This window comes from Pedobacter sp., assembly GCF_965227205.1.
GTDB lineage: Bacteria > Bacteroidota > Bacteroidia > Sphingobacteriales > Sphingobacteriaceae > Pedobacter.
Genome location: NZ_OZ245727.1, coordinates 657,172 through 673,752, shown reverse-complemented (window position 1 = coordinate 673,752; position 16,581 = coordinate 657,172). Strand labels below are relative to the sequence as shown.

General features: G+C 36.7%; 14 protein-coding genes. 6 read left to right on the top strand and 8 right to left on the bottom strand.

From position 1 onward, the window contains the following. Positions 1-70: 70 nt before the first annotated feature. Both ACO05K_RS02700 and ACO05K_RS02695 read left to right on the top strand, forming a co-directional pair. On the top strand, positions 71-655 hold the full coding sequence (locus tag ACO05K_RS02700; RefSeq protein ID WP_421942927.1) for an RNA polymerase sigma factor: 585 nt from the start codon (positions 71-73) through the stop codon (positions 653-655). Then, complete coding sequence (locus tag ACO05K_RS02695) at positions 648-1,967, top strand: hypothetical protein (protein WP_421942926.1); 1,320 nt, start codon at positions 648-650, stop codon at positions 1,965-1,967. The genes ACO05K_RS02700 and ACO05K_RS02695 overlap by 8 nt, the downstream gene beginning before the upstream one ends. Here the strand turns inward: ACO05K_RS02695 and ACO05K_RS02690 are convergent. From ACO05K_RS02690 to ACO05K_RS02675, 4 genes are all read right to left on the bottom strand, one after another. Beyond that, a complete protein-coding gene (locus ACO05K_RS02690; protein ID WP_421942925.1) occupies positions 1,964-2,542 on the bottom strand; it encodes a peroxiredoxin family protein in 579 nt (192 codons plus the stop codon). The two genes, ACO05K_RS02695 and ACO05K_RS02690, sit on opposite strands and share 4 nt — an antisense overlap. Positions 2,543-2,677: 135 nt before the next feature. Next, a complete protein-coding gene (locus ACO05K_RS02685; RefSeq protein WP_421942924.1) occupies positions 2,678-3,184 on the bottom strand; it encodes an FKBP-type peptidyl-prolyl cis-trans isomerase in 507 nt (168 codons plus the stop codon). A gap of 224 nt (positions 3,185-3,408) precedes the next feature. Further along, on the bottom strand, positions 3,409-4,038 hold the full coding sequence (locus tag ACO05K_RS02680) for a porin family protein (protein ID WP_421942923.1): 630 nt from the start codon (positions 4,036-4,038) through the stop codon (positions 3,409-3,411). A gap of 88 nt (positions 4,039-4,126) precedes the next feature. Beyond that, positions 4,127-6,148, bottom strand: a complete 2,022-nt coding sequence (locus ACO05K_RS02675) for a thioredoxin domain-containing protein (protein WP_421942922.1) — start codon at positions 6,146-6,148, stop codon at positions 4,127-4,129. Positions 6,149-6,251: 103 nt separating this feature from the next. Between ACO05K_RS02675 and ACO05K_RS02670 the strand changes: the two genes are divergently transcribed. Both ACO05K_RS02670 and ACO05K_RS02665 read left to right on the top strand, forming a co-directional pair. Then, positions 6,252-6,575 (top strand): DUF1016 N-terminal domain-containing protein, encoded by a 324-nt coding sequence (locus tag ACO05K_RS02670; RefSeq protein WP_421942921.1) that lies wholly within the window; start codon positions 6,252-6,254, stop codon positions 6,573-6,575. 253 nt (positions 6,576-6,828) lie between these two features. Continuing rightward, the gene (locus ACO05K_RS02665) at positions 6,829-7,926 is read left to right on the top strand and encodes a mandelate racemase/muconate lactonizing enzyme family protein (protein ID WP_421942920.1); all 1,098 of its coding nucleotides are present in this window, start codon (positions 6,829-6,831) and stop codon (positions 7,924-7,926) included. Between the two features lie 331 nt (positions 7,927-8,257). Here the strand turns inward: ACO05K_RS02665 and ACO05K_RS02660 are convergent, their stop codons facing one another. Both ACO05K_RS02660 and ACO05K_RS02655 read right to left on the bottom strand, forming a co-directional pair. Then, on the bottom strand, positions 8,258-9,124 hold the full coding sequence (locus ACO05K_RS02660) for a glycoside hydrolase family 25 protein (protein WP_421942919.1): 867 nt from the start codon (positions 9,122-9,124) through the stop codon (positions 8,258-8,260). Between the two features lie 200 nt (positions 9,125-9,324). Then, positions 9,325-10,605 (bottom strand): erythromycin esterase family protein, encoded by a 1,281-nt coding sequence (locus tag ACO05K_RS02655; protein ID WP_421942918.1) that lies wholly within the window; start codon positions 10,603-10,605, stop codon positions 9,325-9,327. 1,157 nt (positions 10,606-11,762) lie between these two features. Here ACO05K_RS02655 and ACO05K_RS02650 point away from each other — a divergent pair. Then, positions 11,763-12,989: an MFS transporter gene (locus tag ACO05K_RS02650; protein ID WP_421942917.1), complete on the top strand. Its 1,227-nt coding sequence runs from the start codon at positions 11,763-11,765 to the stop codon at positions 12,987-12,989. Positions 12,990-13,029: 40 nt separating this feature from the next. On the opposite strand, the gene ACO05K_RS02645 is transcribed toward ACO05K_RS02650, so the two are convergent. Then, on the bottom strand, positions 13,030-14,010 hold the full coding sequence (locus tag ACO05K_RS02645; protein ID WP_421942916.1) for a glycoside hydrolase family 43 protein: 981 nt from the start codon (positions 14,008-14,010) through the stop codon (positions 13,030-13,032). A 368-nt stretch (positions 14,011-14,378) separates the two neighbouring features. Between ACO05K_RS02645 and ACO05K_RS02640 the strand changes: the two genes are divergently transcribed. After that, the gene (locus ACO05K_RS02640) at positions 14,379-14,645 is read left to right on the top strand and encodes a hypothetical protein (protein WP_421942915.1); all 267 of its coding nucleotides are present in this window, start codon (positions 14,379-14,381) and stop codon (positions 14,643-14,645) included. Between the two features lie 440 nt (positions 14,646-15,085). Here ACO05K_RS02640 and ACO05K_RS02635 read toward each other — a convergent pair whose 3' ends face one another. Beyond that, a complete protein-coding gene (locus tag ACO05K_RS02635) occupies positions 15,086-16,456 on the bottom strand; it encodes a dipeptidase (protein ID WP_421942914.1) in 1,371 nt (456 codons plus the stop codon). Positions 16,457-16,581: the final 125 nt, after the last annotated feature.

Here is a 16,581-nt window from a genome sequence, read left to right as displayed (position 1 = left end):
ATTTTGGGTGATGTTATTTTCTTTAAATTAGCAGTTACAATTAAAACTAATCTATTAAGTTCTTAAAAGGTTGATAAAAAAAATACTCGACGTTGAGGAAATTATAAAAGGCTGCAAAAAGGACGACAATGCCTGTAAAGAAATGATGTATAAATCATTTTATGGCTACTTAATGGGTATTATTTTACGTTATGTTAAAAATAGTTACGATGGCGAAGAGCTTGTAAATGATTGCTTTATAAAAGTTTTCAAGAACATTAATAGCTTTCAAGCCCCAAATAATAAAGCCGAACTTCAGAAATCTTTTAAAGGTTGGCTGGCCAGAATAGCATCAAGAACTGCGATAGATAAACTCAGAACGGCAAAGAATCAAAGTTACATTGATGATTTAACAGAAGATGAACACCCTTCAAATCAGGTTTCTGTTACTTCTGATTTACATGTGCAGGATATATTAAAATTATTGAATGAATTACCCGATACACACAGACTTGTTTTCAATTTATACGAAATTGAAGGCTTTGCACATGATGAGATTTCGAAAATGATGAGTATTCCTGAAAGTTCGAGCAGGGTTTACTTAACAAGGGCAAAAAACAAGCTGCGTGTGTTATATAAAAACACATTGGTTAATTCGTATGAGAGAAATGGATAAGGAATTAATTGAACATATAAAAGATAGCCTTACTGCACACGAAGAGGCATACACTCCCGGATCTTGGGAGCGTTTCTCTGCGCAGCAAGAAAAAAAACGCAGAGGTTTTGTTCTATGGCCGCTATGGTCGGCTGCCGCTGTAATCTTAATTTTTGGAGGGCTATTCTTCTTAAATAATAACTCTAAAATTGTAAATCAATTAGCTAATAAAAAACCGACACCTAAAAAGGAATCGGTTATTGATACAGTTACGCCATCACATACAAATCCTAATACTCAAAAAGATTTAGCAGTTAATGCTCCAAAACCTAAAAAGACATCAGAAACTGTTGAAAATTTAAACAAAAATGTGGTAACTCAACCTGCTGTCAGAGATGTAAAAACTGAAGTTTACAGCCAAAACAATGTGATTGCTAATCAGGAAAATAACGCTCAGACAGATTTAGCAACAATTGTTAAGCAAAATGAAAATCTGCTTTTAAAGCCTGGAACTAAAAATTTCAGCATTGCGAATTACAACAACAAAAAAGCAGAACTGATAATTGAAAAGAAAAAACCTGCTCAAACCAAGCTAACCTTTGAAGATATTCTTGCTCGCGATAGTTATGCAAGTAATCAGCAAAAAACCGATAAAGCAAAGGGTAATAGCAAATGGGAACCAGGAGTTTATGTTGCGCCAGCAATGGGAAATGATAATAAAGTGAATATGAATTATGGTTTCTCACTTTCGTACAATGTGGCCGATAAAATTTCCATCAGTTCGGGCATTGCTTATACCGCATTAAGCAGCACAAGTAACCCATCATCTGGTAATAATAACATGAGCTTAGATGCTGATGCAAGTCCGGTTATGAGTGGCAAAGGAACAGCAACTGTAAATACGTCTAAAAGTCTCGAATCTGTTAATGCTAATGTTCGTGGTATAAATATCCCGATAGAATTAAAATATAGCATTAGTAAAAAGTTTTATACTGGCGTTGGTGTTTCTGCACTTGCTGTTTTAAACAATCATCAAGATAATAACTATTTGGTAAGTAGTGCTCAGAATAGAACAGTAGCTAATTCAGCTAACGGATATGCAGAGCAGCAAATGTTATTGGTTACCGAGCGTGTTTCAGAACCACAGGCAGAAGCTACAACCGCAGCCGATAAATACATTGGTTTTTACAATTTCTCGTTAGGCTATAAACAAAAAATCTACGGTAAAAAGAATTTCGCTGTCGAACCATTTTTACGTGTACCAATGAAAACTTTCTCGAAAGATAATCTGAACCTTACTAACGGTGGTTTAAGGTTAAAATTAGATTTTTAAAGAGTAGCCGCCAATTCTTTTACAGATGCTCTTTTTTTATAATCCTTATCGAATTGAACGAATTTTATTTTACCGTTTTTGCCAATTACATAAGTTGCCGGAACTGGTAAAACAGCATCTAGTGCTCCATTATTTTTGGCTACGTCAATACCATAACCTTTATACTTTGATACAAGGCTTTCTTCCATTACAAAATCAACCTTATAGGCTTTCATAATTTTATAACCTTTATCAGATATTAGCGAAAAGGAAGCCTTCGTTTTTCCTTTTGTTTTGGCAATTGATTCATCGCTTTCTGGTGTAACACCAAGAACATAAGCGCCTTTACTGCTTAGGCTGGTTAGCGAATCTTGTAAATCTTTAATGTGTTTATTACAATATGGACACCATTGCCCACGATAGAAAAACAATAAAACACTTTTATTTTCCTTTAACAACTGCTTGAGGTTAACTTCTTTACCTTCGCTATTTTTAGCAATAAATTCTGGTGCTTTATCACCTACTTTTAAACCCGTTTGTGCTTGCAAACTGTAAGAAAATACAAAAGCAAAAAGTGAAAAGAGTATAGTTTTCATATCGATTAATTTAACATTTAGTTAGAGATTTAATTGTTGATAACAACAATACCCTAAAGTTACATTTTAAAGTTTACACAAAAAAAGGCTTCAGGTTAAAACCCGAAGCCTGTATTATTTTAATTTATATTTTTCTTAGTGACCTGAATGACCATCAGCACCGTGAGCATGACCATGAGCCAACTCATCTTGCGTAGCTTCGCGAACGCTTAAAATAGTACCTGCAAACATTAAGTTTTTACCAGCCATTGGGTGGTTTAAATCTACCGCAACAGTTTCTTCGTGAACAGCAGTTACACCAGCTCTGAATTGGTTGCCATTGTTATCTTGTAAAGGAATTACATCACCAACATTTGGCACTTCGCCACCAGCTTCAGTAAACATTGCTTTTGGTAAATCAGCAAAAGCACCCGGATCTAATTCTCCGTAACCATCAGCTGCAGATAATTCAAAGCTATATTCATCGCCAGTTTTTAAACCAGTTAAATGCTCTTCAAACTTTGGCAACATCATGCCAACGCCATATAAAAATACTAAAGGGTTTTGTTCGTCAGCTTTTTCTACAAAAACTTGTTGTCCTTCTTCGTTAGTAGTATGCAATTCGTAAGTTAACGACACTACTGAGTTTGGTGAAATATTCATTCAATTTTTTTTAATGTAAATACGCTAATGCTTCCTCAACAGTTTTAACCGGCAACTGGCATAATTATTTAGGCAATATCTATTTTTCTTTTATCGCTTTTAAATATTGCGAGGCAAAGATAAGTTAATTATTAAGCTAACAAAAAAGTAAGCTTATTTGTTCAGAGAGAATGTAAATAAATGAATCCGGTGTTTCGTAATGAGTTGAAATAAGGCTAAACTTATTAAAATCTGTAACCTAAACCAGCTGATAAAACGTTATTTCTGTCGGTAATATAATCAGAAGCTAAGACCCTGATATTCATTAAACCTACACCATACCCAACATTAAGTGTTAAGTGTTTTGCAAACTCTACTCCAGTAACGAAATTTAGTCCAAAATCGGCACGTTTATAGTCGTTACCGAATCTCATATCTACATTATATTCCTGCTCGGTGCTGGTGGTTAATTTTGTACTTCCATCAAAAGCGACTGCGAAATATGGTCCTGCGCCTAATAATATTTTATGAGCACCTACAGGGAATTTGTGCAGGAAATTTACCGGAACCTCAACATAAAAAGTCTTGATTTTGCTTTTATTTCCGTAGAATTCATTCTGACCGCCTTTACCGATAACCATTGCTCCGGTTTGTAAGTAAAAGGCTTTAGAAAGGGGGAAATCAACCGTTCCGCCAACATAGAAAGAGGTAGACATGTTGTAATCTACTGCACCAGGCCCATCTTGTAAATCTTGAAATTGGCTACTTGAAATTGAAGGAAAAGTAACTCCTGCTTTAATTGTTGGATTAATCTGGCTTTTTACAGCGCAAAAAGGTAGCAAGGCAATAACCATTGCAATAAAATGTTTTTTCATAAGGCATTAATTAAATAGATAGTTGCAATTTAAAATAGTCAGGTTAAAAAACTATAAAGTTTAAGTAAATTATAGCTTTTGTTCAAGCTTATTTTATATTCAACAATGCCTCTTCAACCGTTTTAACAGGCAACTGACAAACCTTATTTCTGCAAACGTAAATTTTGGTATCGTTACTTTCTTTGCCTTTAAGTAATGGCAAATTACTTCCTACCCCACCCAACACAATTTTATTTGGAATATAGTGATTACTCAATTCCAATTTAACAGCTTCCGCTTCAACACCTGTTATTGCAATTTCATTTATGCCATAAACTTCGTTTAAAAGTTGAATGGCCCAGTTTGAATAAGCAGAACCATAACTTTTAATTTTCGGCTGTACGCCTGCAAGCATTTCGTTAGCCTTTTCGGTGTATGTTTCATTATCGAAAAGCAATCCTAACTTTTTCAAATTCTGGCTCATTGCAGAGTTCGAAGCCGGAATTACGTTATCCATAACTTCATGCTTACGTGCAATTAAATATTCAGCCTCTGCCGATGTATAAAAGAACATTGGTGTTTCGGCATCGGTAAAATTAGCAATTACATAATCGGTTAAATGCTTTGCTTCGTTTAACCACTGCTCATTAAAATCATACTCATAAAGTGCAATTAAGGCTTCAATAAAAAATGCATAATCATCTAAAAACGCAGTGATGGATGCTTTTCCGTTTTTATAATTACGGAACAAGCCTCCGTTTTCGGGCTTAAGGTTAGAGAGTATAAAATTAGCTGTAACAGCAGCTTTTTTGAAATATAAATCGTGATTGAAAATTTGTGCAGCATCGGCAAGCGATTTAATCATCATACCGTTCCAGGCGGTTAAACATTTATCATCTAAACCAGGTCTAATCCGTTGATTTCTGACATTCAGTAATTTCACCTTTGCCGATTCTACTTTAGCATAAAGCGTTTCTGCATCAATATTGAATTTCGTCAGAATATCATCATCGCTTACAGTTTTTCTTAAAATATTGGTTTGTTCTTCTTCCCAATTTCCCTCTGAAGTAACGTTGTAATATTCACCAATTAATAGAGCATCATCACCGAGCAGATTATCAAATTCTGTTTTATCCCATACATAAAATTTACCCTCAATGCCTTCGCTATCGGCATCTAAAGCCGAATAAAATAAACCTTCGGGAGATGTCATTTCATTAAAAACCCAGTTTATACTTTCAACGCCAGTTTTTTTAAAAGATTCGAATTTTGTGCATTGATAAGCCTCGGCATATAAACTGATTAGTTGTGCGTTATCGTAAAGCATCTTCTCGAAATGTGGCACATGCCACTTATCATCAACAGAGTATCGGGCAAAACCACCACCAATCTGGTCGTAAATACCACCCCTGCTCATTTCTTCTAAAGTATGGCAAACCGCTGTAAAAACAGATTCATCATCTTTTAAAAAGCCATATCTTAAAATGAAAGCCCAGTTATTTGGCAAAGGAAATTTTGGCGCACGATTGTAACCTCCGAATGCAATATCAAAATGTCTTTTCCATGGCTCGATGATTTCTGTTAAATGTTCATCTGTATAACTTCCATCTAAAACTACCGGAATTATTTTCTCGCTATCGCGGATGCCGGAAGTTAATCGCTCTGCATATTGATTGGCTTTATCAGGATCATTCGCCCATAAACCTGCAACATTTTCCAAGATATTTATCCAGTCGTTTTTTCTGAAATAAGTTCCACCGTAAATTGGACGTTGGTCTGGCAGGCAAATACAATTTAAAGGCCAGCCGCCACTACCCGTCATTAATTGTATGGCATACATATAAATCTGGTCGATATCCGGGCGCTCCTCTCTATCCACCTTTATGCAGATAAAATGCTGATTCATCACCTCTGCAACCTCATGGTTCTCAAAACTTTCGCGTTCCATTACATGGCACCAATGGCAAGCCGAATAGCCAATACTCACCAAAATCAGTTTATTTTCAGCTTTTGCTTTCTCTAATGCTTCGTTACCCCATTCGTACCAATGTACAGGATTATAAGCATGTTGCAATAGATATGGCGATGAAGCGTTGATTAAATTATTTGGCTCGGAATGTATGTTCGACATGGATTGTGAGATATAAGATTGAAAACGTAAAGCTATTAAATATCTACAAAGCTGTTTTGTTTTAGTTTTTGTTTTTATACTTTAGTTGGAAATCTATTGATTAATGGAAGTATCCAATAACGACTTATTCAATGCCATTAAAGAGATTATCAATCAATCTCGTTTAAAAGTATTTCGTGCTGCAAATTCAGCATTATTGGAATCATATTGGCAAATTGGAAAACTCATTATTGAAGATGAGCAAAAAGGAAAGTTAAGAGCAGACTATGGAAAAGCTACTCTAAAAAATCTATCAACGCAATTAACTTTGGAGTTTGGAAAGGGTTTTGATGATAGAAATCTGAATAACATGAGGGCCTTTTACTCCGCATTTCCAATTTGGTACGCAATGCGTACCGAATTGAGTTGGACACATTATCGTATCTAGCTGGAAATCTGCATCCTTTTTGTAAAGATTAAATTTCCACCCAACTAAGCCAAAGTAGTGAATCCCCGTTAGTATTTAATCCGGCCTAACAAATTTTTGGGGATGCATTGTCAATGCCAAATTACTACCTTTAAAACAAAAATTTTCAGCCGGCAATTTTTGTTACTTTTTGTTGCCAAAAAGTAAGAAGCCTGTCCGGCTAGGACTAAAAAAACTTTAAATAACCTAAAGGTTAAATTAGAAAAACAACACTATGAAAATCACACATACCGAAATATATCGTTTTAGCATCCCGATGGAACCATTTGTAATTGCAACCGGAACCATGCACTTTGCCCAGAATGTTTTGATTAGAATTTACACGGACAGCGGAATTCATGGTATTGGAGAATGCTCTGCCTTCCCGATGATTGTTGGCGAAACGCAGGAAACCTGTATTGCAATGGCGAAGGATTTTGCAGCGATATTGAAAGATAAAAATCCGCTGGAAATACCAGAGAGGATGAACGATTTATTGGGTTATGCCGACCACAACAGTACCATTAAAAGTGCTTTTGATATGGCATTGTTCGATATAGCTGCCAAACATGCTAATCTACCTTTATATAAATTTCTAGGCGGAACCAAACGTACAATAGAAACCGATATGACTATTGGTATTGACACACCAGAAGGAATGGCAAAAACTGCTGTTAAGTACAAAGAACAGGGCTGTACCATTTTAAAAATCAAGCTAGGAAAGAAAGTTAACGATGATATAGAACGTGTTAAACAGATTCGGGAAGCGGTTGGAGAAGATATTACTTTGCGTTTGGATGCAAACCAAGGTTGGACTTTCGATGAAGCTTTATTTGCCTTAGGCGAACTTGCTCAATACAACATCGAATTTTGCGAACAACCTATGAGAACCTGGTATGATGATAAATTACCTGAACTCAACATAAACTCTCCTGTAAAATTAATGGCTGATGAAAGTTGTTATAATTATCACGATGCGAGAAAACTCATCAACAGCCAATCTACAAGCTATTTAAACATCAAGTTTTCGAAATCGGGAGGAATATTAGGTGCTCAAAAAATACACGAAGAAGCCTTGCAAACCGGAGTTAAATGTATGATTGGCAGTATGCTCGAAAGCCGTATTGCTTTAAGTGCAAATCTTCATTTCGCTTTGGCTAGTCCGAATGTGGTGTTTTTTGACTTAGATACCGCCTTACTAGGCCATTTAGTTGACCCTGCTGTCGGTGGCTTAACCTACAATGGCTACTTCTTAGATGTACCCGAAACACCTGGAATTGGGGCAGAAGCTGACGAATTTTTCTTAGAGAAATGCGAGAGTTGGACGATTTAGTTGATTGGTTCATTGGTTAATTAGTTCATTGGTTGATTAGTTATCAATCGTGCCCCGCTACACCGCCATGCTATCCGGCATAGGAGATGATGGAAAGAGAAAAGGCTAAAGTTTTTGCAAAAACTTTCATAAAACCACAGCTCAAGGCATCGCACACTCTGCGATTTTTCATCGCAGCTTGTGATGCCGAAAAGAAACTTTATCCCTTTTATCCGACATCAGATCCAAGCCTTGATTTTTGTTAAACTTTTTATCAAGAAAAAGTTTAGAGCCACTCGACGGCGGTGAGTCGAGGCAAGCTAGCGAAGTGGAAAAAACACGTGGCATACATTTACTTCACTACCATCTGGGCCAACGCTGTACTATCTCCATTAAAAGCATTAAAATCAACAACATGACCAATACCATTGATTTTAGCTTTATCAGAATGTTGCCAGAATTTCCAGCGGTTTTTATCTAATCTCAATTTGGGCTGATAATAGTGTGCAATCCAAAGCGGGTATTCATCAAACTTTTCAATCAAATAATCTTCATAAAACTTTAAACCCGTATAAATAATTGGCCTGACTTTAGTTTTCATTTCCACATAGTTGAGAAAATCAGAAAGTTCCGCTCTCATTTTAAGTGGAGAAACACCATCTAAAGTTTCAATATCGACTACCGGAGGCAAATCTCCTTTTTCTATTTTAACCACCTGAAGAAAAAATTTAGCTTGCGTTTTGCCATCACGTTTGGGGCGGAAAAAATGATAAGCACCGCAAAGTATCCCCGCCTTTGGCGCTTCACGCCAGTTCCTTTGAAAATAAGGGTCTACTAATAAAATACCTTCTGTAGCTTTTATAAAAGCAAAGCTGACATTCACTTCATCTTCCTTCATCTTCTTAACCTTTTCCCAATCAATTTTTCCCTGATAATAAGAAACATCTATCCCGTGTATGGAATATTTTTTCGGTATTTTAATGTCAAAGCTTTTGTAAGTTCTATAGTTCGGGTCTTCGCCAATATCCGTTATCCATCGCCAGGTTGAAACAAAAGCACTTACCACATAACCATAATAAAAAGGAGATAATAATATCAAAAGCAAACCTGCAATAGCCACCTTCCATTGTGTTGGAAACGGTTTAGATTTCTTTTTGCGATTTACAGGCTTTCGGGTTGAAGGTTTTCTGATAGTCGGTATTCTTTTTTCTGGCGGCATAATTATTTGATACCGCTAAGTTGAGGAAAAATGCGGGGAAATTAAAAAAATCAACCAACGCTTATCGTTCATGTCAAATCAATAAATAATATTTAGACACGGAAACACGAAATCCATGGAATTTTGAATTTGTTGTTAGCACAACAATAACTCCTAAAAATCAAAATTTATAAAAACTGTAGAACCATTAAGGTATAAGCTTATTTTATCGCAACCGTCCCAAAGGTTTCATTAAAATAGATTACTGCGTCATAATTTTTTGTTAAAGAATCCCATAAAAAATACTTCTTTGGATTTTCAGGATCATACAACCACCCTGCATAGAGATTAAACTTTGATTTTTCGAAGAGTTGTTTATAGATTAAATTTTTATTGCAAGACTTAAAGTCAATATAAAATGAACCAAAACTTGTGGGTTTCAACTCATGTCCGAGTGAATACCTTTGCAAATCTTTACTTTGGTTTAGTTTGAGGTCATATATGGAGTTTTGCTTATTAAAAACGAAGGCTCTAAAAGTAGCTTCACCTGCAAAAATTCCGATAGTATAAAAACCAGCGCCAAAAATCTTTTTTAAGAAAAAGCCCATCGTTGCCTTATCGATTTTCCTTATGTGAGCATTATGTCCGCCCACGAAAATCTTCGCATTATTGTTGGTAGCTGATATGAAGTGAACATTTTCTGCCATGCAACTATCGCGGTAGGCAATTGGTAATTTGTTACCCAATATCTTAGCCTGTATGGTTTGTTCAAGTGTTTTGCAAAGGTAAATAGCATAGAAAAAATAAGCAGCTGATACCTTTTTCACTATCAAACTTTTTTGCAAATTAATACTATCAGCAAGGGATTTTAATTCGTTTTTGTAAACCGTTAATTCTTCTACCGAAGCATTTTTATTATTAAAAGTTTTAGAATCAGCACTGACTATTCTGCTTATTAAACTTTTGGATATAATGCCATTAGCAACCAAAGAATCAGATAAAAAATGCTCATTGATTTTCTGCAATGCATAATCGATTCCATAAAATCTAATTCTTTCATTTGCCTTTCTCAGCAGGTTGTAGTTTCTAATCCAAAGCATTAGTTTTTCGGTTTCCGCGGTATCATACATCCACATATCCAGTGCTTTGCATGCTGCCTTAGCAGTTCCTTTGCCATTAAGTAGAAATTCATTAACGGCTTCGCAATTTGATACCGCTTCGAGTGCTAAAAACTTAACATTGCAATTTTGCACCAAAAATTCGAGGAGTTTATGTCTGCTGATTTGTGCCTCAGATGTACCATGAGTGGGTTCGCCCAAAGCAATTATCGTTTTCTGATTAAAAAATTCTTTATTAAGCTGAAAACCCAGGGTATCAGCGGAATTGATTTTTGTCGTATTATCTGTTAGCCAAGCTTGCAGTTCGCTTAAGGCTTGTCCACAACAAAAAAACGGAGAAAGAAGTATAAGTAAAACGGAAAGATTCTTCGAAAGAGCGTTCATGTCTGAATTTAAAGATATCACTAGCCATTACAAACAATTTAACTTCATTTAACAAATTTTGCTGTTTGGAAGGTTAGCAATCAGCATTTCGTATTTTACAATAAATACGGATTTGCAATCCCTTAGCAGCCATTATTGAACTTAAAGTAATTTCTCAGGGTTTCCGAAAAGCTCCATCATTCCTTTACTTATTGCTGTAAAATTTGTATTTTAGTTTATTCAATAGGGATGATAAATTCTATAGCGTTTTCCCAAAAATAAGTTTTACAACTCTACCTCCGGTCTACCTCAAGACCGCCTTTAGTCTACCTTAAGTCTACCCCTGTTTGCCTATTCCTTTGCACTTTATAGGATTCTTCATTGGTCCTTATTCGAAAACAAGAACCTTTTTTCGAAGGAATATGCAAGATGGTAAGAACATGAATCCTGGAATGTGGTAGGGAGATTCTGAAACAAGTTCAGAATGACGGAGAGTGGCGATGTAATGTGAGTGATAAAATTTACCATATAAGGCATTTAATACCATTTAAGAAAAGATTGTGCTTCGACGGGCTCAGCATGACAGCCCATTAAAACCGTTCAAACTTACTTGTAATTTATATTTCGAAAATCTCTCCGCTAGGATTGAGATGACAACTCGCTATGGCCACCATGCTATCCGGCATAGCAGATTTTCGAAGAGTTCGGCATTGAATATGCAGCCAATGGGGATTTGTGAAATGGAAGGCCTCATATCATCGCTATTAAAATTTCGATAGCTGAAATAAAGAAAAGATGCAAGCCTTGGGTTTATGTCCTTTTTTTCATTTGTTTTTACAGGTGGTCATGCTTTCGCTGCGCTCAGGTTTGTTTCTTTTGGGCTAAGCCAAAAGAAAGAGCCATCCGGCGACGGTGAGCTGAGAAAAGACCGTGAGCAGGGTATGTTACGGATAGCTAAGGAGATTGCCACGGCTGATGAAAAATCAGCCTCTCAATGACGGAATTGTAGAACGTGATTCGGAAAGTGCTTCGACAGGCTCAGCATGACAACCCATTAAAACCGTTCAAACTTACTTGTAATTTATATTTCGAAAAACTCTCCGAATTTCCCTCACTATTTAATTTCTCTCATCACTTATCACAACCCATTTCACTACTTTTGCACTCGAAAACGCACCATGTTCAAACTCATTTTAAATACATACAAATCATCATTCAGCGGACTAAGTAAAGAAACCTGGCTGCTAAGCATTGTAATGATGTTTAATAGATGCGGTAGTATGGCTGTTCCATTTATGGGTTTGTACGTAACACAGAGTTTGCACCGTTCAGAAATTGATGCTGGTTTAATTATTACGCTCTTTGGAGTTGGTTCTATTTTGGGTTCCGCAACTGGTGGTAAACTAACCGATATTATTGGTTTCAGACCTGTTCAAATACTTTCATCAATTATCGGCGGATTGTTATTCATACTATTTTCGACCATAACCCATTTTTCTACACTCTGTATTTTAGCAGTCGTAATCAGTTTTTTCTCCGAGGCTTTTCGTCCGGCGAATTTTACTGCGGTTGCGCATTATGCAAAAGAAGGCACAATAACGCGTTCATATTCGTTAAACCGACTTGCAGTTAACATTGGCTGGTCTGCAGGGATAAGCATGGCAGGGATAATTGCTTCGATAAATTACAAGCTATTGTTTATTGTAGAAGGTGGTGTGAGTATTTTAGTAGGTTTAGCCATTTTATTTCTATTGCCTCAGGTTAAAGATTTTATAAAAAAAGCGAAAGAAAACCGCAGCAACATGGTTATTTTAAAACCCTGGCAAGATGCCTTTTATGTTCGTTTTATCCTGTTAACCACACTTTTTATTACATGTGCTTTCCTGATGTTTAGGGTTGTTCCGGTATTTTTTAAGGAGCAGTGGCACATCGACGAATTTGCCATCGGAATAATCATTGGTATAAACGGGTCGATAATAGCCCTGTTCGAAATGATTATGATTAATAAAATCGAAAAGAAAAAGTCGCCAATGTTTTTTATAATTATCGGTTCCGTTTTCTTTGCCGTTTCCTATTTACTTCTTAGTGCGCCGATTACTTTTCATGTATTTACAGCTATACTAACCATCGTAACTTTTACCATTGGCGAAATGTTTGTGCTACCTTTTATTAATACGGTGGTTATTAGCAGAAGTAATGAGCATAACAGAGGCTTATATGCTGCAGGTTATACATTGAGCTGGAGTTGTGCCCAGGTAGTTGGTCCAATGGCTGGATTTTTTATTGCAAAGCACTTAGGTTATAATTGGCTTTGGTTCGGCTTGGCGTGTATCCTTTTGATTTGTGCATACGGCTTTAGCTTGTTAGATAAAAAACAGGCAAATAGTTTAGCTGAAAGCAATTAAAGTCAGTTTCTAAACAAGCTAAAAACTGACTTTAAAATATTTATTTAACCTTTTGAGCTTTTACACCTTCATTGGTAATTTTTACAGGAAGGATATTTCCATCTGCATCAAATTTCATTTCATCAATACAGGTAACACGATGGTTTCCATTAGTTTCCGTTAGCGGGCGACGGTGATAAACGATGTGATAAGAATTCTTTTTCTCATTAATGATTACAGAATGATGCCCTGCTCCTCTTGCAATTGCAGCATCTTGCTCTAAAATTTTACCAACTCTTTTAAAAGGGCCAAATGGCGAATCGCTAACTGCATAAGCTACACAATAATCCGGACCGGTCCAGCCGCCTTCGCTCCACATAAAGTAGTATTTACCATTTCTGATAAACATATATGGTCCTTCAACGTATTTGTCTGGCGTTATTTCTTTAAAAATTGTTCCATCATCAAATGGCAAAAAGCCAGTGAAATCTTTATTTAGTTTTGCAATGTTACAATGTTTCCATCCCCCGTAAATCAGGTAATACTGTCCGTCTTTATCTTTAAAAACAAATTGGTCAATTGGTTGCGCCCCGTTGTGAAATTTATCAACCAATGGCTTGCCTAAATGGTCTTTATATGGTCCTTCAGGTTTATCGGCCACAGCTACACCAATTCCACCAACCTCATTATCACTTTGAATGTCGTTAGCACCAAAGAATAAATAATACTTCTTATCTTTCTCTACAATTGCTGGCGCCCACATGGCTTTATTTGCCCATTTAACCGCAGCTGTATCTAAAACTTTAGGATGTTTTTTCCATGTTACCAAATCTGTTGATGAAAAAGCATCCAGAAAAACCTGTTCTTTATACTTTGCAGAATAAGTTGGATAAACCCAATACTTATTATTAAAAATAGCCGCCTCAGGATCTGCATACCAACCTTCAAAAATTGGGTTTCCCGATTGCTTAATCGATTTAGTACTTTGCGCAAAAGAAGTGCTTGCTACAAAAAGTAAAAGAGATGGGATTATGTATTTCATGAGCACAATTTAAAAAAAAATTAGCCAAAAGTGATTTTTCTTTTTTTGAAAAGCAATTGCAGTGCTAATCGCTCAATTCAGTCCCGCCCCCATTTCAAATCTTTCCCGATTGAAAAAATCGGTAAAGGATTTTACATTCAGGTCGGGTTTAAGTGGCTGGGTTTGTTTAGCTATGGATGTTTTAACCACCCCCACCCCTCCTAAATTAGGAGGGGTGTTTCCCTCAAAGTTTAAAAATCCTCCCCTGCCCCCTCCAAAGAGGACAAGCGTGATTATAAAATCTATCGACCAAAGTCGTGATGACGACTCGCTATGACCACCCTGCAATCCGGCCTAGGAAGTGTTGGAAGGAGAAAAAGCTAAAACATTTGAACAATTTTTCATCTACCACAGCACAAGGCAGCGCACACTCTGCGATTCTTCATCGCAGCTTGTGTTGCCGCTTTAAATGTTTTAACGAATTTATCCAACAACACTTCCAAGCCTTGGGTTTTTGTTTCTTTTGGGCTAAGCCAAAAGAAAATAGTCATTTGGCGGCGAGCCGAAACAAACCAATAATGGGAAAAAGAACAAAAATTAATAAAACCACCCCCACCCCTCCTAAATTAGGAGGGGAGTTTCCCCTCAAAGTTTAAAAATCCTAGCCGTGCCTCCCGAAGTCTCGGGACAGGCTCCTCCAATGGGGGATAGCAGGGTGCATTACACACCGTGCTTTCATTCTCCTTCAGATTGCTTTAGTACCGATTTATCTTCGATATTGGTGCCTTAGGCGGATTGGTGGCTCCTTTTACTATGAAAATTTTACCGCAAATTATAAACCTGATAGCAATAGAAATACTTTTTGTTGCAGGTCTTCGACAAGCTCAAACTGACAGTAACAAAAAGATTGAAATGTATAGCAGGACTGCAGCGCCAATGAAAAACTGAACATTCATTTCCAAAAAAAATCCCTGTCTATTAAAAAATAAACAGGGATTAACTGGCTATCGACGACTTGTCATAAAAAGAAACGTAGGGTTCTGCATCCTGCAACCCTTCCCTTTTCAGGGGGAAGGTGCCGATAGGCGGATGGGGGTTACTTACTTAATTCAGCAAAATATTTGTGGAACAATGGCAAAGTTTCAATGCCTTTATAATAATTGTAGATATCGTATTTTTCGTTTGGCGAGTGCAGTGCATCGCTATCTAAACCAAAACCAAAAAGCACAGATTTAATACCTAAAACATCTTCGAATAAGGCAACAATTGGAATAGAACCACCACCACGAGTTGGAATTGCAGTTTTACCAAAGCTGTCTTCAATTGCTTTTTCTGCAGCGCGATAGGCTATGCTATCTGTTGGCGTTACAACCGGCTCGCCACCGTGATGAGGGGTAACTTTTACCTTTACATTTTTAGGCGCAATGCTTTCAAAATGCTTAGCAAAAATCTCCGAAATTTCTTCTGAACTTTGATTTGGAACCAAACGCATAGAAATTTTCGCATTTGCTTTGCTCGGCAATACGGTTTTAGCACCTTCGCCAATGTAACCACTCCAGATTCCGTTTACTTCTAAAGTTGGACGAGTACCTGTGCGCTCTAAAGTAGAATAACCTTTTTCTCCCCAAACTTCCTCTATGTTAAGGTCTTTTTTATATTCTTCCTCATCGTAAGGAGCAGAATTTAAAGCTTTTTTCTCTTCATCGGTTAATTCAATAACTTTATCGTAGAAAGCAGGAATAGTGATGTGGTTATTTTCATCGTGTAACGAAGCAATCATTTTGCAAAGAATTGTTGCAGGGTTTGCTACCGCACCACCATAAACACCAGAGTGTAAATCGCGGTTTGGCCCAACAACTTCAACTTCCATATATGCTAAACCACGTAAGCCGGTTTCGATAGATGGATGTTCCATGCTAATCATCGAAGTATCGGAAATTAAAACAACATCTGCCTTTAAACGCTCTGCATTTGCTTTAACAAAAATGCCAAGATTTGCCGAACCTACCTCTTCTTCACCTTCTATCATAAACTTAACGTTACAAGCCAAAGTGTTGGTTTGCATCATTAACTCAAACGCTTTTACATGCATGTAAAACTGGCCTTTATCATCGCAAGCACCACGGGCATAAATTTTTCCATCGCGAACCGTTGGCTCAAAAGGTGGTGTATGCCATAATTCTAATGGGTCTGCAGGTTGAACATCATAATGACCATAAACCAATACCGTTGGTAAAGAAGGATCGATTAGTTTCTCTCCGTAAACGATTGGATAGCCGGCTGTTTCACAAATCTCTACATTATCTGCACCTGCATCCTTTAATTTTTGAGCTACATAATCGGCCGTTTTTAACACATCACCTTTGTATTTTGGGTCGGCACTAACTGATGGAAAACGTAGTAATTCAAACAACTCGTCTAGAAAACGTTGCTTGTTTGCTTCTACATAATTTTTAATTTCTTGCATAACAAAATGAATTTCGACAAATATAGGATTTATGCAACATAAGTAATAGTAGCTTGTTTCAATTCAAAATTTGACAAATATCAAAAGGTTTGTAAACTAAAAGATACAAAATATTCCACATTTTG